The 22,343-nt window shown below is 70.9% G+C and carries 7 protein-coding genes; 3 read left to right on the plus strand and 4 right to left on the minus strand.

The genetic code is table 11. The features are described from left to right. The first annotated feature begins 7 nt into the window (after positions 1-7). From ACFRU2_RS38650 to ACFRU2_RS38660, 3 genes are all read left to right on the plus strand, one after another. Positions 8-10,936: an amino acid adenylation domain-containing protein gene (locus ACFRU2_RS38650; protein WP_382980997.1), complete on the plus strand. Its 10,929-nt coding sequence runs from the start codon at positions 8-10 to the stop codon at positions 10,934-10,936. Beyond that, complete coding sequence (locus ACFRU2_RS38655; RefSeq protein ID WP_382980998.1) at positions 10,933-13,824, plus strand: amino acid adenylation domain-containing protein; 2,892 nt, start codon at positions 10,933-10,935, stop codon at positions 13,822-13,824. Before ACFRU2_RS38650 ends, ACFRU2_RS38655 begins: the two co-directional genes overlap by 4 nt. A gap of 207 nt (positions 13,825-14,031) precedes the next feature. After that, positions 14,032-15,876 (plus strand): BTAD domain-containing putative transcriptional regulator, encoded by a 1,845-nt coding sequence (locus ACFRU2_RS38660; protein WP_382980999.1) that lies wholly within the window; start codon positions 14,032-14,034, stop codon positions 15,874-15,876. A gap of 32 nt (positions 15,877-15,908) precedes the next feature. On the opposite strand, the gene ACFRU2_RS38665 is transcribed toward ACFRU2_RS38660, so the two are convergent. The 4 genes from ACFRU2_RS38665 to ACFRU2_RS38680 form a co-directional block, all read right to left on the minus strand. Beyond that, a complete protein-coding gene (locus ACFRU2_RS38665) occupies positions 15,909-16,760 on the minus strand; it encodes a 4'-phosphopantetheinyl transferase family protein (RefSeq protein ID WP_382981000.1) in 852 nt (283 codons plus the stop codon). A gap of 203 nt (positions 16,761-16,963) precedes the next feature. After that, positions 16,964-17,155: a hypothetical protein gene (locus ACFRU2_RS38670; protein WP_382981001.1), complete on the minus strand. Its 192-nt coding sequence runs from the start codon at positions 17,153-17,155 to the stop codon at positions 16,964-16,966. Between the two features lie 141 nt (positions 17,156-17,296). Beyond that, entirely contained in the window at positions 17,297-20,287 is a 2,991-nt protein-coding gene (locus tag ACFRU2_RS38675) for a BTAD domain-containing putative transcriptional regulator (RefSeq protein WP_382981002.1), read from the minus strand. Between the two features lie 395 nt (positions 20,288-20,682). Further along, the gene (locus ACFRU2_RS38680) at positions 20,683-22,329 is read right to left on the minus strand and encodes a penicillin-binding transpeptidase domain-containing protein (protein WP_382981003.1); all 1,647 of its coding nucleotides are present in this window, start codon (positions 22,327-22,329) and stop codon (positions 20,683-20,685) included. Positions 22,330-22,343 lie beyond the last annotated feature (14 nt).

Genomic DNA, 22,343 nt, shown 5'->3' on the forward strand with positions numbered 1-22,343 from the left:
GCTCAGCATGAGTACTGGCGAAGTTCGCACGGGCGGACAGGCCGAGGAGAGGCGCGAGGAACTGGTCCGTGCCCGACTCGCCGGAGGCCGCAGCGGCCGGCGTGCCGCAGTGGTGCCGGTCGAGCGGGGCGGCCCGCTGGCGCTCTCCCACGGCCAGCAGCAGATGTGGTTCCTGAGCAGGCTCGACCCGGACAGCTGGGAGTACAGCGTCCCGGTCGCACTGCGGCTGCACGGACCGCTCGACGCCTCGGTGCTGCGCCGCAGCTTCGAGGAACTGGTGGCGCGGCACGAGATCCTGCGGACCCGGTACCGCCTCGACGGTGCCGAGCCGGTCCAGCTGATCGACCCTCCCGCCCCGTTCGGCCTTCCGGTCGACGACCTCACGGGCACGGCGGACGCGGCAGAGCGGGAGCAGCGCGCCCTCGCCCTGGCCGAGGCCGAGCCCGGCCGCCCCTTCGACCTGGAGAACGGCTCGCCGCTGCGGGCCCGGCTCATCCGGATCGCGGATGACGACCACCTGCTCGTCGTGGTCTTCCACCACGTCGCCTGCGACGAATGGTCCGTCGGCCTGTTCATGTCGGAACTCTCCGACGTGTACGGCGCGTTCGCCGAGGGCAAGCCGTCACCGCTGGCGCCGATGGCCGTCCAGTACGCCGACTACGCGGCCTGGCAGCACACCCGCCTCGCCGGCGACGGCCTGACCAAGCAGCTCGACTACTGGCGCGGCCGGCTCGCCGGCAGCACCCCGCTCGAGGTGCCCACCGACCGGCGCCGCCCGGCCTTCCGCAGCTACGACGGCGACGCGGTGACCGTCGAGATCCCGGCCCCGCTGGCGGAGAAGCTGCGCACGCTCGGCTCCGCACACGGTGCCACCCCGTTCCAGACCCTGCTCGCCGGCTACCAGGCGCTGCTCTCCCGGTACACCGGGCGCGAGGACATCGCGGTCGGCACCGTGGTGTCGGGCCGGAGCCGACCCGAACTGGAACGGCTCATCGGCTACGGCATCAACACCCTCGTCCTGCGCGGGCAGTGGCAGGGCGACCCGACCTTCCGGGACCTGCTCGTCGGCGCTCGCGCGACCGTGCTGGACGCCTTCGACAACCAGGAGTTCCCCTTCGCGAGGATCGCGGACGAACTCGTCCCCGTGCGGGACATGTCCCGCACACCCCTGTGCCAGGTGGCCTTCACCATGCACCGGGAGCGCACCCGGGACTTCCGGCTGCCCGGTGTCGACGCGGAGACCCTGCACGCGACCTCGCGCGTCTCGCGCTTCGACCTCACCCTCCAGCTGAGCGAGTCCGAGGACGGCGGCATCCGGGGCACGCTGGAGTACAGCACCGCCCTCTACGACCGGACCACCGTCGAGCGCATGGCCCGGCACTTCGTGCGCCTGCTCGCATCGGCCGTCGCCGACCCGGACCTGCGGCTCTCCCGCCTCGACATGCTGGACGAGTCCGACCTGGCCGTCCTGCTGCCCGAGCCGCACTTCTTCGAAGCCCCCGACCGCTGCATCCACGAGCTCGTCGAGGACCGGGCCGCGGCCACCCCCGACGCGATCGCCCTCGTCTTCGGAAACCAGCGGCTCACCTACGCCGAACTCAACGCACGGGCCAACCGGCTCGCCCACTACCTGCGGGCCCGCGGCGCACGCCCCGGCGGACTGGTCGGCGTCAGCCTGGACCGCAACCTCGACCTGGTGCCCACCCTGCTCGCGGTGCTCAAGACGGGGGCCGGCTACCTTCCCCTGGACCCGGAGCACCCGGCCGACCGCATCAGCTACACGCTCAAGGACGCGGGCGTCCGGATCGTCGTCACCTCCGGAGCGCACGCCGCGCACCTGACCGACGTCGTCGACGGCCTGCTCGTGGTGCTGGACGGCGAAAGGGAGACGGCCGACCTGGCCGCGGCCCCGGACGGCAACCCCGTTTCCGGCGTGGTGCCCGAGGACCTCATCTACACCATCTACACCTCCGGCTCCACCGGCCGCCCAAAGGGCGTCGGCCTCAGCCACACGAACGTGCTCCGGCTGCTCACCGCGACCGAGGAACACTTCGGCTTCGACGAGAACGACGTGTGGACGCTCTTCCACTCCTACGCCTTCGACATGTCGGTCTGGGAGATCTGGGGCGCCCTCGCCTACGGCGGCCGCATCGTGGTCGTCCCGCCGGACGTGGCCCGCGCCCCCGAGGACTTCCTGCGCCTCCTCGCGGAACAGCAGGTCACCGTCCTCAACCAAACTCCGTCCGCCTTCCGCAGCCTGGTCTCCCTCGCCGCCGAGGGACACCGACTCATCGACGAACTGTCCCTGCGCGTCGTGGCGTTCGGCGGGGAACGGCTGGACATACCGGGCCTGAAACCCTGGGTCGCCCGCCGCGGACTGGACCAGACGGAACTGGCCAACCTGTACGGCATCACCGAGACCTGCGTCCACACCACGTACCACCTGCTCACCGAGTCCGACCTGGAGTCGGAGACCGGCAACGCGATCGGGCTGCCGCTGCGCGACCTGCAGGTCCACCTGTTCGGCCCGCACGGCGAGCAGGTACCCGTCGGAGTGCCCGGCGAGATCCACGTCGGCGGCCCCGGCGTCGCCCGCATGTACCTCAACCGGCCGGGCCTGACCGCGGAGCGTTTCATTCCCGACCCGTACGGAAAGCCGGGCTCCCGTCTGTACCGCAGCGGTGACCTCGCCAGCAGGCGCCCCGACGGCAGCCTCGACTACCTGGGCCGCATCGACCACCAGGTGAAGATCCGAGGTCACCGCATCGAGCTGGGCGAGATCAAGGCCGCGCTGACCACCCACCCGCGCGTACGGGACGCCGTCGTCGTCGCCCGGGAGGACACCCCCGGTGACCGCCGGCTCGTGGCGTACGTCGTACCCACCGGCGATGCCGTCGCCGCGCCCAGCGAACTGCGGACCCTGCTGGCCCGGTCGCTCCCCGACTACATGATCCCGACGGCCTTCCTCGTCGTCGGAAAGATCCCGCTGACCGTCAACGGCAAGCTGGACCAGGCCGCACTGCCCGCCCCCGACCGCAGCGCACTCGGTGTGGAGGCCACCCACGTCGCGCCGCGCACCGCCGCCGAAGAAGAAATGGTCGCGGTCTGGCGCGACGTGCTCGGGGTCGAACAGGTCGGCGTCGAGGACAACTTCTTCGACCTGGGCGGCGACTCGCTGCGTGCGGTCGCACTGGTCGGCGCACTGCGCGACGGCGAGTACGACGTGACGGTCCGCGACGTGTTCGAGTACCGGACCCCCGCCGAACTGGTCGCGTTCATCACCGGCCGCCCCGCTCCCGCCAAGGCCGAACGGGCCGTCGAGCCCTTCGCCCTGCTCGCCCAGGAGGACCTCGACCGGCTGCCCGCAGGCCTGGTCGACGCCTACCCGCTGGCGCAGGTGCAGCTCGGCATGGTCGTCGAGATGCTCGCCGACGACGGCCGCAATCACTACCACAACTCGACCTGCTTCCGGATCCTCGACGACCAGACCTTCGACCCCGAGCTGCTTCAGCAGGCCGTGGACACGGTGCTGGCCCGGCACGAGATCCTGCGCTCCTCGTTCGAGATCGAGGGCTACTCCGTACCGCTCCAGCTCGTCCACGCCCCGTCCGAGGTCACCTCGCCGGTCGAGGCGCGGGATCTGCGGGGGCTCGACGCCGACGCCGTCGAAGCGTCGCTGCGCGCCTTCATGGCCGAGGAGCGAACCCAGCTCTTCGACCTGACCCGCGCCCCCCTCATCCGCTTCACCGGGCACGCCTGCGACGACGGCGCCTGGTGGCTGACCCTGACCGAGTGCCACGCCGTACTCGAGGGATGGAGCCACCACTCGCTGCTGATGGAACTGGCCACGACCTACCGCGCGTTGCGCGACGGATCGCCGGTCGAGGAGCCCGAACCCGCCGCCGTGCGGTACGCGGACTTCGTCGCCGCCGAGCTGGTCTCCCTGGCCGGGGACGACGACCGCGACTACTGGCGGTCGATCCTCGAGGACAACGCCTCCTTCGAGCTGCCCGCCGGCTGGGGCGACGACCCCGCGGAGACACCGCGCGGACTGCACCGCGCCTGGGTTCCGTACCACGACCTGGACGCGGGGCTCCGGACCCTGGCCAGCAAGGCGAAGGTGCCGATCAAGAGCGTCCTGCACGCGGCGCACCTCAAGGTGATGAGCCAGCTCACACCGGAGGAGTCCTTCTTCACCGCCCTGGTGACCAACGCCAGGCCGGAGGCAGTGGGAGCCGAGCGGGTGTACGGGGTCTACCTGAACCCGCTGCCCTTCGCCTTCACCCGTGGCGCCGAAACCTGGCGTGACCTGGTGCGCCAGGTCTTCGACCGGGAGATCGAGGTGTGGCCGCACCGCCGGTACCCGCTGGGCGTGATGCAGCGCGAGCTCAGCACGAGCGACCGACTGGTGAACGTCCGCTTCAGCTACCAGAACTTCCGCCAGGTCGACCAGGAGCTGGTCGACTACCCGGCCACGCTCGACGACAGCCCCACCGAGTTCCCGCTGGGTGTCTCCACCCGCGCCGGATTCATGGTGATCACCGCGAACCGGCACCTCATCGGCAGGGAGGGCACGAACCGCCTCGCCTCGATGTACCGGTCGGTGCTGGAGTCGATGGCCGCGGACGTGGACGGTGACGCCCGTCAGGTGTTCCTGCCCGGTGGTGAGCGCGAGCAGGTGCTGACCGGGTGGAACGATTCGGCGGTGGTGGTGCCGGAGGTGTCGGTGCCGGAGTTGGTGGCGCGGCGGGTGGTGGAGTCGCCGGATGCGGTGGCTGTGGAGGCCGGCGGGCGGTCGTTGTCGTTCGGCGAGTTGGACGTGCGGGCGAATCGTCTGGCGCATCGTCTGCGCGCGGCTGGTGTGGGTCCGGAGTCGACGGTCGCGGTGTTGCTGGATCGTTCGGTGGATCTGGTGGTGTCGTTGCTGGCGGTGTGGCGTGCGGGTGGTGGGTTCGTTCCGATGGACCCGGTACTGCCGGCCGGTCGCATCGCGGGGATGGTGGCCGACGCGCGCGTGACGGTAGCGGTGACCTCGTCTGCGTATGCGGACCGGTTCGACGTGGATGTGGTGCGGGTCGATGAGGAGGATCTGTCGGCGTTCCCGGAGTCTGATCCGGCGGTCGTGGTAGACCTCGACTCGGTGGCGTACACGGTGTTCACGTCGGGTTCGACGGGGCGGCCGAAGGGTGTGCAGGTTTCGCATCGCAGTCTGGTGAACCATGTGGACTGGGCGGTGCGGGAGTTGATCGCTTCGGGTTCGGGTGGTGCGCCGGTGTTCTCGTCGGTGGCCTTCGACCTGGTGGTGCCCAATGTGTGGGCGCCGCTTGCTGCGGGTCAGCGTGCGTGGCTGTGGGACGGCGAGCTGGTCGACCTGGGCCAGAGCTTGGCGGCGGCGGGTCCGTTCTCCTTCATGAAGCTGACCCCCGGACACCTGGAAGTGATCTCCGGCCAGCTCTCGGACGAGCAGATTCAGGCGCTGACGTCTCGTGTCGTGGTTGCGGGGGAGGCGCTGCCCGGCGGTCTGGTGGAGCGCTGGCGGGTGCTGCTGGGCGAGGGTCGCGTACTGAACGAGTACGGTCCGACCGAGGCCACGGTCGGGACCTGCGTGTTCCCGCTGGTCGAAGCGTTCGAGGGTGTGGTGCCGATCGGGCGTCCGCTGCCGAACATGATCATGCGGGTCCTGGACGCGGGTCTGCAGCCGGTCCCGGTCGGTGCGGTGGGTGAACTCTTCGTCGGTGGCACGGGTGTGGCGCGTGGTTACGCGTTCCGTCCGGCCGCGACGGCTGAGCGGTTCATCCCGGATCCGTTCGGGCCGTCCGGTGCTCGTCTCTACCGCAGTGGTGACCTGGCGCGGTGGCGCAGCGATGGTGCGGTCGAGTTCTTGGGCCGTATCGATGACCAGGTCAAGGTGCGGGGGTATCGCATCGAGCTCGGTGAGATCCGTGCCGCGCTGATCGCCCATCCGCAGGTCACCGACGCCACGGTCGTGGTCTCGGAGGACCAGCGGATCATCGCCTACGTCGTCGGCAGCACCGATGACCTGTCGTCCTGGCTGGCCGGCTCGCTGCCGGAGTACATGGTCCCCTCGGCGTACGTCGGACTCGACGCCCTGCCTCTGACGGCCAACGGCAAGATCGACCGGCGTGCCCTCCCCGACCCCGAGGGATCGGCCGAGGACACCTACGTGGCACCCCGCACGCCCACCGAGGAACGCATCGCCGCAGTGTGGAGCGGCGTCCTGGGGCTGGAGCGGGTCGGCGTCGCGGACAACTTCTTCGATCTGGGCGGTCACTCGATCAAGGCCATCGCCCTGGTCGGGGCCCTACGCGCCGAAGGCTTCGAAGCCGGTGTCCGGGACGTGTTCCAGCACCGTACGGTCGCCGGACTCGCCACCGCGCTCACCGGAACGGAACCTGTCACCGAGTCCGCCGTCGTCGCACCGTTCGCGCTGATCGGGGACGAGGACAGGGCGAAGCTGCCCGAGGGCCTCGTGGACGCCTTCCCGTTGGCGCAGGTACAGCTCGGCATGCTGGTCGAGATGCTGGCCGACGAAGGCCTGAACAAGTACCACAACACGACCGCGTTCCGGATCAAGGACGGTCGCCCGTTCGAGGTCGAGGCCCTGCAGCGCTCCGGGCAGGCCGTGGTCGAACGCCACGAGATGCTCCGCGCCTCCTTCGACCTCGAAGGCTTCTCCGTTCCGCTCCAGCTCATCCACGCGAGCACCGTCATCCCGGTGACCGTGCAGGATCTGCGAGGCCTCGACGCCGAGCAGCAGGCAGCGGCACGCCGGGCGCACATCACCGCCGAGCGGGCCGAGACGTTCGACCTGTCCCGCGCCCCGCTGCTCCGCATCTCCGCACTCGTCGAGTCCGACGAGGCCTGGTGGCTGTCGGTCAGCGTCTGCCACCCGATCACGGAGGGCTGGAGCCACCGCTCCCTGCTCAGCGACATCGTCGAGGGCTACCTGCGGGTGCGCGGCGGCGAGACCCTGCCCGAGGTCGCGGTCCCGGCCGTGCGCTACGCGGACTTCGTGGCCGCCGAACTGGCGTCGCTGGCCTCGGACGAGGACAGGAACTACTGGCGGGACGTACTCGGCTCGCACGCCAAGTTCGAGCTGCCCTCCGGGTGGGGCGACTCCGAGCCGGGACACCGTGCGCACACCGTGCAGGTGCCGCTCAGTGACCTCACCCCGGCGCTCCGAGCCGCCGCGAGCGGCACGGCAACGTCACTCAAGGCGGTGCTGCACGCGGCGCACCTGAAGGTGATGAGCCAGCTGACCGCCGAGGACTCCTTCTGCACCGGCCTGGTCTCCAGCGGCCGGCCCGAGGTCGTGGGCGCCGAGCAGGTCTACGGCATGTACCTCAACACCGTGCCGTTCGCCTACGAGCGCGGCGCACGGACCTGGCGGGAGCTGATCCGCCAGGTCTTCGACCAGGAAGGCGCGCTCTGGCCGCACCGGCGCTTCCCGATGCCGGTGATGCAGCGCGAACTGAGTGACGGCACGCGACTCCTCGACGTGCGCTTCAGCTATCTCGACCTGGCGGACGCCCAGGCGGAGACGGACGTCGTCGACACCGACTCCGGGGACGGTGAGGGCGCCACGGAGTTCGGGCTTGCCGTCGCCGCCCGGGGCAGCGGTCTGCTTCTCACGGTCAACCCCCAGGTGCTCGGCGACGCCGGCGCACGGCGGATCGCGGCGATGTACCGGTCGGTGCTGGAGTCGATGGCCGCGGACGTGGAGGGCGACGTTCGTCAGGTGTTCCTGCCCGGTGGCGAGCGCGAGCAGGTGCTGACCGGGTGGAACGATTCGGCGGCGATGGCACCGAAGATCTCGGTGCCCGAAATGGTGGGCCTCTGGGTTGCCGCGGAACCGGATGCGGTGGCTGTGGAAGCCGGTGACCGGTCCTTGTCGTTCGGCGAGTTGGATGTGCGGGCGAATCGTCTGGCGCATCGTCTGCGCGCGGCTGGTGTGGGTCCGGAGTCGACGGTCGCCGTGTTGCTGGATCGTTCGGTGGATCTGGTGGTGTCGTTGCTGGCGGTGTGGCGTGCGGGTGGTGGGTTCGTTCCGATGGACCCGGTGTTGCCGGCCGGTCGCATCGCGGGGATGGTCGAGGACGCCAGGGTGACGGTCGCGGTGACCTCGCCTGCGTACGCGGATCGTTTCCCGGGTGTGGAGACGATCCTGGCAGGCGACGACGTGTCGTCGTTCCCGGAGTCTGCTCCGGCTGTGGCGGTGGATCTGGATTCGGTGGCGTACACGGTGTTCACATCGGGTTCGACGGGGCGGCCGAAGGGTGTGCAGGTTTCGCATCGGAGCCTGGTGAACCATGTGGACTGGGCCGTACGGGAGTTGGTGGCATCGGGTTCGGGTGGTGCGCCGGTGTTCTCGTCGGTGGCGTTCGACCTGGTGGTGCCCAATGTGTGGGCGCCGCTTGCTGCGGGCCAGCGTGCGTGGCTGTGGGACGGCGAGCTGACCGAGCTGGGCCAGAGCCTGGCGGCGGCGGGTCCGTTCTCCTTCATGAAGCTGACCCCCGGACACCTGGAAGTGATCTCCGGACAGCTCTCGGACGACCAGATTCAGGCTCTGACCTCGCGCGTGGTGGTTGCCGGTGAGGCGCTGCCCGGCGGTCTGGTGGAGCGCTGGCGGGTGCTGCTGGGCGAGGGCCGCGTACTGAACGAGTACGGTCCGACCGAGGCCACGGTCGGGACCTGCGTGTTCCCGCTGGTCGAGGCGTTCGAGGGTGTGGTGCCGATCGGGCGCCCCCTGCCGAACATGGTCATGCGGGTGCTGGATGCGGGTCTGCAGCCGGTCCCGGTCGGTGCGGTGGGTGAGTTGTTCGTCGGTGGTGCGGGTGTGGCACGTGGCTACGCGTTCCGTCCCGCGGCGACGGCTGAGCGGTTCATCCCCGACCCGTTCGGGCCGGCCGGTTCTCGTCTCTACCGCAGTGGTGACTTGGCCCGGTGGCGCAGCGATGGTGCGGTCGAGTTCCTGGGCCGTATCGACGACCAGGTCAAGGTGCGCGGGTATCGCATCGAGCTCGGTGAGATCCGTGCCGCGCTGATCGCCCGCCCGCAGGTCACCGATGCCACCGTCGTGGTCTCGGAGGACCAGCGGATCATCGCCTACGTCGTCGGTCCCACGGACGCGCTGGCCGAGGAACTCGCGGCTTCGCTGCCGGAGTACATGCTCCCGTCCGTCTTCATCGGGCTCGACGCGCTTCCGCTGACGGCCAACGGCAAGATCGACCGGCGTGCCCTCCCCGACCCCGAGGGATCGGCGGAGGACACCTACGTGGCTCCCCGTACCCCCACCGAGGAACGCATAGCCTCCGTCTGGCGCCGTGTTCTGGGGCTGGAGCGGGTTGGGGTGGAGGACAACTTCTTCGATCTGGGAGGCCACTCGATCAAGGCCATCGCCCTGGTCGGGGCCCTGCGCGCCGAAGGCTTCGAAGCGGGAGTACGGGACGTGTTCCAGCACCGTACGGTCGCCGGACTCGCCTCCGCGCTCGCCGGGACGGAGCCCGGCCGGGAGGACGTGGCGGTCGCACCGTTCGCCCAGGTGTCGGAGGAGATCCGCGCGACGCTTCCGGCCGGCCTGGTCGACGCGTACCCGATCTCCAAGGTGCAGCTCGGCATGCTGGTCGAGATGCTCGCCGATGACGGGTTGAACAAGTACCACAACACCTCCACGTTCCGGATCAAGGACGGCCGGCCCTTCGACGCCGACGCCCTGCGCCGTGCCGGGCAGACGATCGTGGAACGCCACGAGATGCTGCGTACGTCGTTCTCCCTGGAGGAGTTCGACATCCCCCTCCAGCTGGTGCGTGCGCACGCCGTCATTCCGGTGGCCGTGCAGGATCTGCGGGGCCTCGACGCCGAGCAGTTCGCGGAAGCGCGCCGAGCGCACATCGCGGCGGAACGTGCCGAGCTGTTCGAGCTCGGGCGGCCTCCGCTGCTCCGCATCTCCGCACTCGTCGAGTCCGAGGAGGCCTGGCACCTGGGCTTCACGCACTGCCACGCCATCACCGAGGGGTGGAGTCAGCAGTCGCTGCTGATGGAGGTGCTCGACGTCTACCACGCGTACGCCGCGGGGGAGGAGCCGAAGCAGCCGGAGCCGACGGCCGTTCGCTACGCCGACTTCATCGCCGCGGAACAGGAGTCCCTGGAGTCGGACGAGGACCGGGACTACTGGCGCGGGATCGTCGACCGGTACGCCATGTGCGTGCTCCCCGCGGACTGGGGCGACGGCAACGGCGCCCCCCGGGAGGACTTCAAGCTGTCCGTGGAGTTCCGCGACATCGAGCCCGCTCTGCGTGCGCTGGCCACGTCCAGCGGCACGTCGTTCAAGGCGGTCCTGCTGGCCACGCACCTGAAGGTGCTCAGCACCGTGACCAACGAGCCGGCGTTCCACACGGGGGTGCTGTACAGCGCACGCCCGGAGGTTCCCGGGGCCGAGCGGGTCTACGGCATGTACCTCAACACGCTGCCGTTCGCCCACGACCGCACGGCACGGACCTGGCGCGAGCTGGTCCGTCAGGTCTTCGACCGCGAGGCCGAGGTGTACGGCCACCGTCGCCATCCGCTTCCCGCGGTGCAACGACTGGCCGGTGGGCGAAGGCTGTTCGACATCATGTACCGCTACCAGGACTTCCATCAGGTGGACGCCGGGACGGTCGACGTGCAGGGCGGTGCGGGGGACAGCTCCAACGAGTTCACCCTGTCGATCGCGAACGTGCCGGGACGGCTGGTCCTGAGGGCGGTCAGCACCGGTCTGAACCGTGCGAACGCCGAGCGGCTCGCCGGCATGTACCGGGCGGTGCTGGAGGCCATGGCGGCCGACCCGGACGGAGACGTGGACGCGGCGCTCCTGTCCACGGCAGAGCTGACCCAGGTGCTCGAGGACTGGAACGACACCGAGGTGGAGTGGGGATGAGCAGATACGTGCACGAGGTGATCGAGGCGACCGCCTCGGCCACCCCCGATGCGGTCGCCGTGCAGGCGGGCGCCGAAACCCTCACGTACCGCGAGCTCGATGCCCGGGCCAACCGGATCGCGCACCAGCTGCGTGACGCCGGAGTGGGGCCCGAGTCCGTGGTCGGTGTCCTGCTGAACCGCGGGCCGGACCTGCTGCCCTGTCTGCTGGGGATCTGGAAGGCCGGCGGCTCCCATCTGCCCATGGACGCCGTGCTGCCCGCGGACCGGCTGACCTACATGCTGGACGCTGCGGGAGCCCGGCTCATCGTGACGCAGGGAGGCCTGTACGAGCGCCTCGGCGGCGGCTACGACGGTGCGGTCGTCGATCTGGACCGCGACCGCGCCCTGATCGCGGCCCGTCCGGACACCACCGTGGACGCGTCGGCGGACCGGGACCCGAAGGACCCGTCCCGCCGACACCGGCTCGCCTACACGCTGTTCACCTCCGGCTCCACCGGACGCCCCAAGGGGGTGCAGATCGCGCACTCCTCCCTGCTGAACGTCCTGTTCTCGATGCGGGAGCGGTACGCGGCGAGCCCGGAGCACGTCTGGCTGGCGCTCACGTCACTGTCCTTCGACGTCTCGACGACCGAGCTCTACCTGCCGCTGATCACGGGCGGCCGGGTGGTGCTCGCCGGTGACGACGCGGCACACGACGCGGCCGCGCAGCTGCGGCTGATCGAATCCGCCGGGGTCACCCATGCGGCGGCCACCCCGGCGGGCTGGAAGGTCCTGATCGCCGCCGGGCTCGGCCGGGGCCCGCTCACCGCCATCACCGGCGGTGAGGACTGCCCGCCCGCGCTGGCCCGTGATCTGGGCGGCCGGGTGGACCGGCTGGTCAACCAGTACGGTCCGACCGAGACGACGGTCTGGGCCACCGCCTGGGAGGTCGCGCCGGACGCCGGCAGCGTGCCGATCGGGCGCCCCATCCACAACTACCGCACCTATGTGCTGGATGCCGTACAGCAGCCCGTACCGGTGGGCGTGGCCGGGGAGCTGTACATCGCGGGCGCCGGTGTGGCCCGCGGGTACGTCGGCCGGCCGGGGCTGACGGCCGATCGGTTCCTCCCGGACCCGTTCGGCCGCCGGCCGGGTTCGCGGATGTACCGGACCGGCGACCTGGCCCGGTTCAGGGCGGACGGGGAGCTGGAGTGCCTCGGCCGGATCGACAACCAGGTGAAGATACGGGGCTACCGCATCGAACTGGGCGAGATCGAGGAAGTGCTGCTGGCCCATCCCGAGGTCAGGGACGCGACCGTGATCGCACGCGAGGACGGCAACGGCGAGAAGCTGCTCGTCGCCTACGCGGTCACCGACGGGGACGTCGAGCAGGCAAGTTTGCGCGCCCACTTGGCCGCCTCATTGCCCTCGTACATGGTGCCCGCCGCGTTCGTCCTGCTCGATGCGATGCCGTTGAACGCATCCGGCAAGGTCGACCGCAAGGCACTGCCCGCACCCGGCCGTACGGCGCTGGTCGCCGACCGGGAGTACGTGGCCCCGCGCAACAGGACCGAGCGGCTGTTGGTGGAGACCTGCGCCGAGGTGCTCCAGGTACCCGAAGTGGGCGTACGGGACAGGCTGCTGGACCTGGGAGCCGACTCGATGCGGATCGTCCACGTGATGGCCGCCGCGCGGAAGGCCGGGCTCGACCTCACCCTGCGGATGCTGCTGGACAGCGAGACCATCGAGGATCTCGCGCTGACGATCGACAACGTCGCGAAGCCCGGAACCGGGCAGACCGACACGACCGGAACGAACGACACGACCGGAACGACCGGAACGACCGGAACGACCGACGAGGGGGCGGGCAGGCCGATGACGGTTGCCATCGCAGGAGGGCCGCGGCACGCGGCCGACGTGGCCGGGGCGATGGAGGCGCACGGCGTGCCGGGCGCCGCGGTCGCGCTCCTCAAGGACGGCCAGCTGGTCGGGGTGCAGGCCTACGGGATCAGGTCGACCGGGACCGGTGCTCCGGTGACGCTGCGGACACGGTTCCAGGCCGGTTCGATCAGCAAGCACGTGACGGCGTTCGCCGCGCTGCGCCTGGTCGACCGGGGCGTGCTCGATCTGGACGCGGACGTCGACGGCTATCTGACCGGCCGCCGCGCCCCCAGGGCGCCCGGCGGCAGTCCGCTGACGCTGCGGCACCTGCTGTCGAACACGGCCGGCCTGTCGCAGACGTCCGCGACCTGGTGGCGGCCCGGTGAGGCCATGCCGAAGCTTGCGGCCGTACTGGACGAGGTGGAGGCCGAGCACGAGCCCGGGGCGCTGTTCCGCAAGGCGGGCAGCCAGTGGGCCGTGATCGAGCAACTGCTGGTCGATGTGACCGGACAGGAGTTCCAGGAGCTGGCGGCGGAGCTGGTGTTCGGGCCCCTGGGCATGCGGGACACCTCCTTCCTGGCTCCCGAGGACCCGCACGCCGCCGGCCGGGACACCGCCGACGGTCACGACCAGCACGGCAGTGCGCTCCTGGACGGCTACCGGGTGCGTCCGGTGCTCGCGGGCAGCGGGCTGTGGTCCTCGCCCTCCGATCTGGCCCAGCTGGCCGTGGAGATCCGGCAGGCCCATCGGGGCTTCTCGGACCTGCTGTCCGCGAAGTCCGCCGGCGTCATGCTCACGGAGGAGTTCCCCGGGAGCTTCTACGGTCTGGGCACCGTGGTCGACGGTTCGATGGCGGACCTGGAGTTCGGGCACGGCGGGCAGACGGCCGGATTCCGTGCGCTGACCTCGCTGCAACTGCGCTCCGGCAACGGCTGTGTGGTGATGACCAACTCCGACAACGGCAAGCACGTGCACAAGGTCGTCGCGGCGCTCCTCGGCCGTGATGTGGACATCACGGCCGGCTGAACCGCAGGTCGGGCACCGGACGCGACGGGCCGTGGGTTCACCCCGCGGCCCGTCCCCCGTACCGGGGCAGGGCACGGGGGACGAGGCTTTCACCCCCTGTCACGGACGGGAGGCTTCGGTGTTACCGAACGAATAACCCGCGAATAAGGCCCCCCCATAGCTTCTGCACCGAGCACTGGTTTGCATGAGACATACGGGGGGTGCTGAATGGACTTCCGAGTCCTCGGCCCGGTTGAAGCTCACAAGGACGGCACACGCGTGGCGCTGTCCGGTTCCAAGGTGCACACGGTGCTCGCGTCCCTGCTGCTCGCCAGGGGCCGCGTGGTGTCCGATGCCCGACTCAACACGCTCCTGTGGGGCTGGGAGCCGCCGGCGACGTCCGGCGCGCAGATCTATACGTACATGTCCAGGCTGCGCAAACTGCTGGGCGACGAGGTCAGGATCGAGCGCCGCCAGCCCGGCTACCTGCTCCAGGCGCCGCACAGCAGGTTCGACCTCCTGGAGTTCGAGCGGCTGGACAAGCAGGGGCGAGAGGCGCTGCGCCGCAAGCGCTTCGGCGAGGCCGGGGCGCTGCTCACGGAGGCGCTGGAGCACTGGCGGGGAACCGCGCTCTCCAACGTCACCGAGCACCTGGCCGACGCCGAGCTCCCCCAGCTGGAGGAGGCGCGGATGCACGCGCTCGAAAGCCGGATCGAGGCGGACCTCGCGCTCGGCAGGCACGAGCAGCTGGCCGCGGAACTCACCGGACTCGTCGCGCAGTTCCCGCTCCGGGAGAAGCTCCGTGCACAGCTGATGACGGCGTACTACCGCAGCGGGCGCCAGAGCGACGCGCTGCAGAGCTACTACGAGGGCCGCAGCCTGCTCGCCGACCAGCTCGGCATCGACCCCGGCGAGGCCCTCGGATCGACGTACGAGGCCGTGCTCGCCGGCAACCGGGGACCCGGGCCGGGGAGCAGGATCCGGCAGCCCGAGCGGTACGCGTACGAGGACGACGACGTCCCTGCCATGCTGCCCCCGGACACCGAGGAGTTCATCGGGCGGCAGACCGAACTCGCCGCCCTGCGTGCCCAGCTGGCGGACTCCGCGACCGGCCGGGGCCCGCGCCATCTGCTGGTCACCGGTATGGCGGGCGTGGGCAAGACCGCGCTGGCCCTGCACGCCGCCCACACGAGTGCCGCGCGCTACCCCGGCGGCGTTCTCTTCGCCGAGGTCGCACAGCCCGACGGGCGGCCGAGGCCTCCCGCGGAGGTCCTCACGACACTGCTCCGCGGGCTGGGCGAACACGTCGGCAGAGGGGGTGCGGACGGGCCGGTGGAGCTGGACGAGCTGGTGCGCCTCTACCGCGCGCGCACGGCGGGCAGACGGCTCCTGGTCGTCCTCGACGGTGCCGTCAGCAGCCGTGGGCTCGACCCCCTGCTGTCCGGGGCGCCGGATGCCGTCGTGCTGATCACGAGCCGCACCCGGCTCACCCAGGTGACGGGCGCGCGAACGACCGCGCTCGCCCCGTTCGGCGACGCCGCCGCATTCGACCTGCTGGCCGCGTCCGCGGGCCGTGCACGGCTGCTGGCCGAGCCCGATGCGACGGACGACGTGCTCGCCTACTGTGCGGGGTTGCCGCTCGCGCTGCGCATCACCGGCAGCAGGCTCGCCGCGCGTCCCTACTGGCCGGTCGCCCGGCTGGCCGACCGGCTGGCGGATCCGCAGACCCGTCTGCGGGAGCTGTCCTTCGGCGGGAGCGGTGTGACCGGGGTGCTGATGCAGGCGCTGCGGCAGCTGCCCGGATTCGACCAGGCGCGGACCACCCTGATCCGGCTGGCCGGCATCGGCGTGGACTCGTTCCCGGCGCAGCGGGCGGCCATGTACCTCGGGACCCGGGAGCCGGCGGCGGAACAGCGCCTCGAACAGCTGGTGGACGGTGCGCTGCTCGACATCTGCGGCGTCGACCGGCAGGGCAGGCCGCTCTACCGGTTCCACGAACTGGTGCTGCTCCTCGCCGGGTTGCTGAAGGATCCGGCGCACTGTGGACAGCCCGAAACCACTGCCGCCCGATGAACGGGCCCCGCAGTGTCACGTTGCGCGCGGTGTCACGGCTCGCAGGGTAGGGCCCGGCCCGTCCGGCCGCCGGGCAGGTGGATCCGGACCGGGCCGCAGGCCGGCTCGGTCTCGGCCGGCTGGGCGACGGCCGCGGCCGCGCGTCCGGAGAGCGCCAGATCCCGTACGAGCCAGGCGGTGCGTCCGTCCGGATGGCGTGAGTCGGGGTTGCCGGGACAGTGCATCAGCACGGTGTCCGTGGCGGCGGGGTAGGACTCGATCTGGTCCGGCCGGATGCCGTCCGGTATGTGCCCCAGGGCTCGCAGGACGGCCTCCTTGCGGGTCCAGCACCGGTAGAAGACCTCTTCCCGGGCAGCGCCCCGCGGCAGCTCCAGCAGGTGGAGCGCCTCGTCCGCGGTGAGCCACGACTCGGTCAGCACGTCCTGGCGCACGGGCAGCAGACGTTCCACGGCCACGCCGATCGCGGCTCCGGTTCCCACCGCCAGGACGGTGTGGCCGCCGGTGCGGGCCAGGCTGATGGTCAGGGGCACTTCGGGGTGGTTCAGCCTCGCGGGCCCGTGCCCGGGGTCCGCGCAGACCGGACAGGGCGGCCTGTCGATGTCGACGTCCTCGGGTGCGACGTCGAGGAGCTCCCCGATGGCCCTGCGGGCCGTCGCCCTGGTGTGGACGTACGCCGCGGCATCCCGCTCCGAGCGGAGGCGCAGGGCCTGCCGGAACTCCTCGGTGTTGAGCAGGGCGAGGTCGGCGGGGTCGGTGCGCCACGGCTGGAGCCACCACCAGACGTGCGTGTCCCCACCGGCGCGGAGCGATCGGAACAGGGCCGCGGGGCGGTCCTCGGCCCCGCGGCCGCCGACGTTCTCGAACATGTTGTAAGGGGGCGCCATGGGCACTCTCTGTCATTTCGTCTGATGGCTGCGTGGCGCGAACCGTAGCGCCCCCGTATATAGCGGTTATATTTCCGCCGCCCAGGGCGCCGGAAGGGGCGCCGGCAGGGGCGCCGGGAGCGGAAACGCGCAGCGGGCGCCGGAGGTCCGGCGCCCGCTGGTCACCTGCACAGGCCTGGCGTGGCGTGCCGGCCTTGGAGGAGTCAGTGCCAGCTCTCGTCATCCGTGCCGGCGGCAACAGGGGCGGAGACACCGGCGGCCGACACGAGGAGGGCGCTGCCGGAGTGGGTGGCCGTCGTGACCGCGGCGCCCACGAACGCGCACAGACCCAGGAGAACGGTGGTGGCCGTGATGGTGGCGATGGTGTGACGGGCGTTCTGCATGTTTTCCCCCATGTCGTCATCCTGCTATGAGATGAACGGTATGGCGCGAGGGCTTCGGCTCATTATCGCTCCGCTTTCGGTGCGAGGGGCGGCCCGATATCGCAGAAAGGGATCCCACGGTTCCATAGGGATTCCTCTAGAATTGACGAACCATCAGATAATTTCCGGCGGCTCTTCCCGTGGAATGTCTCTGGCAAGTGCCAGATTCGCCCGGTCCACCCACGTCTCGACACCGATCCGGGCGAAGTCGGCCCGCGCGTCGGCGAAGTACCGCCGGGCGGCGGAGTGGTCCCCGCATTTCCAGCACGCCTCGCCCAGGGCCAGTTTGATTTTCCCCTCGACCAGGGCGCTGTCGACCAGTCCGGAGATTTCGAGGGCGTGCAACAGGGTCGCCCGGGCCTGCCCCCAGCTCTGCGCGCCCAGCCTGGCCTCGCCCAGACCGAGGAGCCCGTGGGCCAGACCGAGCATGTCGGACTGGGCGCGGACGATCCGGATCATCCGCAGGAAGGCCTCCTCGGCCAGGCCGTACTCGTTCTGCGCGAGGTACACCCGGGCCAGCCGATGGGTCCCGAGCGCCAGACTGCGGGCTCCGCCCTCGCCGATCGTCGTGGAGACCCGCAGGGACTCCAGGCTCAGATGCTGCGCCGAGTCCGTACGGCCGCGGTCCAGCTCGATCTGCGCCATGTTGTTCAGCACGTGCGCCTCCGAGGAGAGGTCGCCGACCGCCCGGAACGTCGCCAGGGCCTGTGCACTGTGGTCCATGGCGGTGTCCAGGTCCCCGCGCATCTCGTCGACCATGGCCATGTTGCGCAGCACGAGGGCGTGGCCGTGCTCCTCGCCCGCCCGCTCGTGGAGTGCGAGGGCCTCGGTGAAGGACGCGTACGCCTCACCGAAGTTGCGCTGCCGCATCTGCAGGGCGCCGAGATTGTGCAGCATCGCGGCCTGGCCGCGGGTGTTGCCGGCCGCCCGGGTCGCGGCGAGCGCCCGCTCGCTGCACTCGCGCCAGTCGTCGAGGTAGTTGCGCGTCTCGAAGAGCACCACGATGGACATCGTGAGGTCCCAGGCCAGCTCGTCCATGCCGAGCGAGGCGGCCTGGTCGACCACCGCGACCAGGGAGAGCCGTTCGGTCTCCAGCCAGTCCAGCGGGGCGGTGAGCAGCCCGGCGCTGAGCTCGTCGGGCAGCGGATGGCGCGGCACCGCACTGTGGATGATGCTGAAGTCGCCCCCGTAGGCGCGCCGGTGAGCCTGTTCGGCGAGCGAGAGGTAGGCCCGGAAAGCGCGTTGCCGGGCGGCCTGCCGCTCCTCGGCGGTCTCCTCCGCTTCGGCTCGTTCGCGGGCGAACAGGCGCAGCAGGTTCTGGAACCGGTAGCGGGGATGCCCGGTCGCGTCCAGGCCGACCACGTCCAGGAACTGGGCGTCGACCAGCTGCTCGATGAGCCGCTCCCCGGTGAGCAGGTCCGTGTCCAGGAGCGCGGCGGCGACCCAGGCGCCGAAATCCGGCACGTCGAGGAGCCCCAGGCTCCGGTACAGCAGCGCCGTCGGCGCCGACAGGCCGCGGTACGTCAGGGTGAAACTCGCGCGCACCTGGGACTCTCCCGAGCTGAGCTCGTCCAGTCGCAGCCGCTCGTCGCTCAGCCGGCGCACCAGGCGCGAGGCCGTCCAGTGCGGTTTGGAGGCGAGCCTCGCCCCGGCGATGCGCAGGGCGAGCGGCAGCAGGTCGCACAGCTCCACGAGCCGGGCGGCGGACGGCGGATCGGCGGCGATCCGCTCCTCCCCGACGATCTTCCCGAGCAGGTCGACCGCCTCGTACGAGGACAGCCGGCCGAGGCGTACCCAGGCCTGCGGCGGCAAGGCGACCATCTCGGACAGCTGCTCCCGGCTGGTGACCAGGACGCAGCAGCCGCCGCTGCTCGGCAGCAGCGGACGTACCTGGGCGAAGGTCCGCACGTTGTCGAGCACCACCAGGACACGGCGGTCGGCCAGCAGGCTGCGGTAGAGGGCGGCGCGTTCCTCGGGTTCGGCCGGGATCTGACCGATGGGCACCGAGAGCGAACGCAGGAACCGGCCGAGGATCTCGCCGGCCGTGGTGGGCTCCAGATGCTCGTCGTAGCCGCGGAGGTCGGCGAAGAGCTGGCCGTCGGGGAAGCGGTCGCAGTTCCTGTGGGCCCAGTGGACCGCCAGACACGTCTTGCCGACCCCGCCGACCCCGGTGATCAGTCCCGTGGCCGGGCCGCGCGCCTCCGCGCCGAGTTCGAGCAGCTCGTCGAGCTGGGCCAGCTCCTCCTTGCGGCCGGCCAGCTCGGTCACGTCGGGAGGCAGCTCCAGGGGGTCGCCGACGGGCTTCGACGGCACCGGCGAGTCGCCGCCCTCGAGACCGCGCACGGTCAGCGAGGGTTCGTCCTGCAGGATCGCGTTGTGCAGCTCGGAGAGGGCGGGACCCGGTTCCAGGCCGAGCTCGTCGATGAGCCAGCGGCGCCCGTCCCGGAAGGTCTCCAGGGCTTCGGCCCGCCGGCCCGAGTGGTACTGGGCGGTGATCAGCTGATGCCGTGCCCGCTCGCGCAGCGGATGCTCGCGGACCATCGCCGCCAGATCGGGAAGGATCTTCTGGTGGTCGCCGAGCTGCAGGTGCACGGCCGTGGCGTTCTCGTAGGTGTCGAGGCGCAGTTCCTCGAGCCGCTGCGCCTCGTCCTCCACCAGCCGGCCGGTGACGCCCGCCAGCGGCCGGCCGCGCCACAGCTTCAGTGCGTCCGTATAACAACGGGCGGCCTCGGAGAGCCGGTTGTTCCTGACCGCCAGCTCGGCCGCCGCGACCAGTCCGGAGAACTCCTCCGAGTCGAGCCGGTGCATGCCGACTTGGAGGAGGTAGCCGGGATGGGCGGTGACGATGACCTCTCCGGGGAAGCCTGCGGCCTTGAACGTCTTGCGCAGCGCGGCGATGCAGATGGACACCTGGGTACGGGCGGTGGCCGGGGGGCTGTCGCCCCACACGGCCTCGATCAGGGTGTCGACGGGGACGATCCTGCCCGGGCTGAGCAGCAGCGCGACGAGAATGGTCCGGTGCCGCGGTCCTCCCACGGATACTTGTTCGACCCCGGACGTCACTTCCAGGGGTCCTAATACCTTGAAGGTCAGTCGCTTCTCCACGTATCCCCCTTGCTCCCGAAAAGTGGAAGCAATTGATTGATATGCCCGCCAGGGCCAGCCGGCCCGCCGCTCACTGCCCCCGCACCCGTTGCTCCGCCAAGGTGTGGTGATCCCGGGGGTCGCGCCGGGATCACCACAACAGGCAAGAATCCGGGTGCCGTCCCCGTGTTCTGCCGCATTTCCTGATTCGGTCCTGTGGTCCCAAGATAGGGCGACCCTACGATCTACCGCCCAGTACGTGGTGCGCTACCCCCGAGTAATGGCCTGGTGTGCGAGAGCGGGGACGGCCGGGCGGTGACATGAAGAAGCCGTACGGGTCGATGCTGCCGTGATGCGGCATCGACCCGTACGGCTGTCTCGCGTCGTATACGGCCGGGCGGGGGCGGGCCCTGCGGTCAGCCCGCGTTCAGGACCGCCGCCACGATCGGGCCCGCCGCGTCGCCGCCGTGGCCGCCGCCCTCGACCATCGCCGCGGCCGCCACGTCGCCGCTGAAACCGGTGAACCAACTGTCCGGGTTCTGCGCCCCGTCGACCTCCGCCGAACCGGTCTTCGCGCCCTTGTCGGAGCCGTGGACCGCGGACATCGCACCCTGGGCGGTGCCCGAGGCGGCCGTCAGCTTCATCATCCGCACGAGCTGCGCCGCCACCGAGGGCTTCATCTTCCGGGAGGCCTGCGCGATCTCGCGGCCGTCCAACGAGGCCTTGACGATGACCGGCTGACGGAACACCCCGGTCCGGGCGGTCGCCGTGACCGAGGCCATCGTCAGCGGGTTCATCTGGATCTGGCCCTGGCCGATGTACGCGGCGGCCGCCGCCGGACCGGTCGCGTCGGGGACCTTGCCGTCGACCGTGGGCACCCCGACCTTCCACTCGACGCCCTCGCCGATGCCGAAGACCTCACGGGCCTCCTTCGGGAGCGCGTCGTCGTCGTCGACCGGCAGGATCTGCTTGATGAAGGCGGTGTTGCAGGACTGGGCGAAGCTCGTCGCGAAGGTCTCGCCCTCGAGCTTGAAGCCCTTCAGGTTCTTGAAGGTCTTGCCTCCCCACTGCACCTCCGCCGGACACGGGGCGACCTTGTCCGCCGCCACCAGACCCCGGTCCAGCAGCATCGCGCCGGTCACGATCTTCATCGTGGAGCCGGGCGCGCGGGCGCCGCTGAGGGACGCGGGGAAGCTGTCCCCGCGATGGTCGGCGACGGCCAGGATGTTGCCCGTGCTCGGCTGGACGGCGACCACCGAGGCCTGCGGGAACTTCAGGACCGCCTGCTCGGCCGCCGCCTGGACGTCCGCGTCCAGGACGGTCTCGATCTCCCCGGGCTTTCCCTCGACCAGCGTCAGCAGGCTCCGCCGGGGGGCCTCCTGGGCGACCGGCTCGATCCACAGCTCGGCGCCGCTCGTACCGCCCAGCCGCTCCCCGTAGGTCTTGCGCAGGCTGTCGAGGACCGGGCGCAGCGACGGGTACTTCTCCGCCGTCAGTTCCCTGCCCTTGCGGTCGACGGCCTTGACCGGAGGGTTGGCGGGCGCGCCGCCGCGCAGCTTCTCGCCCTTCTGGAGCTGCGGGTGGAGGACCGAGGGCTGCCAGTCGACGAGGGGCAGCCCCGTGGTGTTGCCGCGGACCACGGTCAGCTTGGACTCGTAGGCGAGGGGCTTGGTGACCCCCTCGTAGGTGACCTCCGCCGCGACGGAGTACGCCACCGTGGTCCCGGTCTGCACGCCGGGGGTGATCGCGACCTTGGACACGTAGGCCTTGGTCGTGAACTCGCCGAGGGCGCCCTGCGCCTCGGCCGGGTTGTTCGTCAGATCGGCCCCCGCCCGGGCGTCCCCGGCCGCCCACGCGGCGAAGAAGGCCTGGGCGGTCGCCGCGGCATCCTTGTCGCTGACCGGCCCGGTGCCCTTGGCGGGCACCGCCGGGCCGGTCGCGCTCGTGCTCTTGGCGTCGCCGTCACCGCCGTCCCCCACCAGCGCGTACACCCCGTACACGGCCCCGCCCAGCATCGCGAGGAAGGCCCCGCCGACGACGGCCCCCTTTGCAGCCCCGTTCATTCGCTCTCCCCGTT

Source organism: Streptomyces sp. NPDC056883, assembly GCF_042788835.1.
GTDB lineage: Bacteria > Actinomycetota > Actinomycetes > Streptomycetales > Streptomycetaceae > Streptomyces > Streptomyces stoeckheimensis.

What these genes read in the sequence shown, in the direction of transcription:
- ACFRU2_RS38665 (WP_382981000.1), bottom strand. Translation starts at nt 16,760, where the DNA reads ATGGCGCCCCCTTACAACATGTTCGAGAACGTCGGCGGCCGCGGGGCC.
- ACFRU2_RS38660 (WP_382980999.1), top strand. Translation starts at nt 14,032, where the DNA reads ATGGACTTCCGAGTCCTCGGCCCGGTTGAAGCTCACAAGGACGGCACA.
- ACFRU2_RS38670 (WP_382981001.1), bottom strand. Translation starts at nt 17,155, where the DNA reads ATGGGGGAAAACATGCAGAACGCCCGTCACACCATCGCCACCATCACG.
- ACFRU2_RS38680 (WP_382981003.1), bottom strand. Translation starts at nt 22,329, where the DNA reads ATGAACGGGGCTGCAAAGGGGGCCGTCGTCGGCGGGGCCTTCCTCGCG.
- ACFRU2_RS38650 (WP_382980997.1), top strand. Translation starts at nt 8, where the DNA reads ATGAGTACTGGCGAAGTTCGCACGGGCGGACAGGCCGAGGAGAGGCGC.
- ACFRU2_RS38655 (WP_382980998.1), top strand. Translation starts at nt 10,933, where the DNA reads ATGAGCAGATACGTGCACGAGGTGATCGAGGCGACCGCCTCGGCCACC.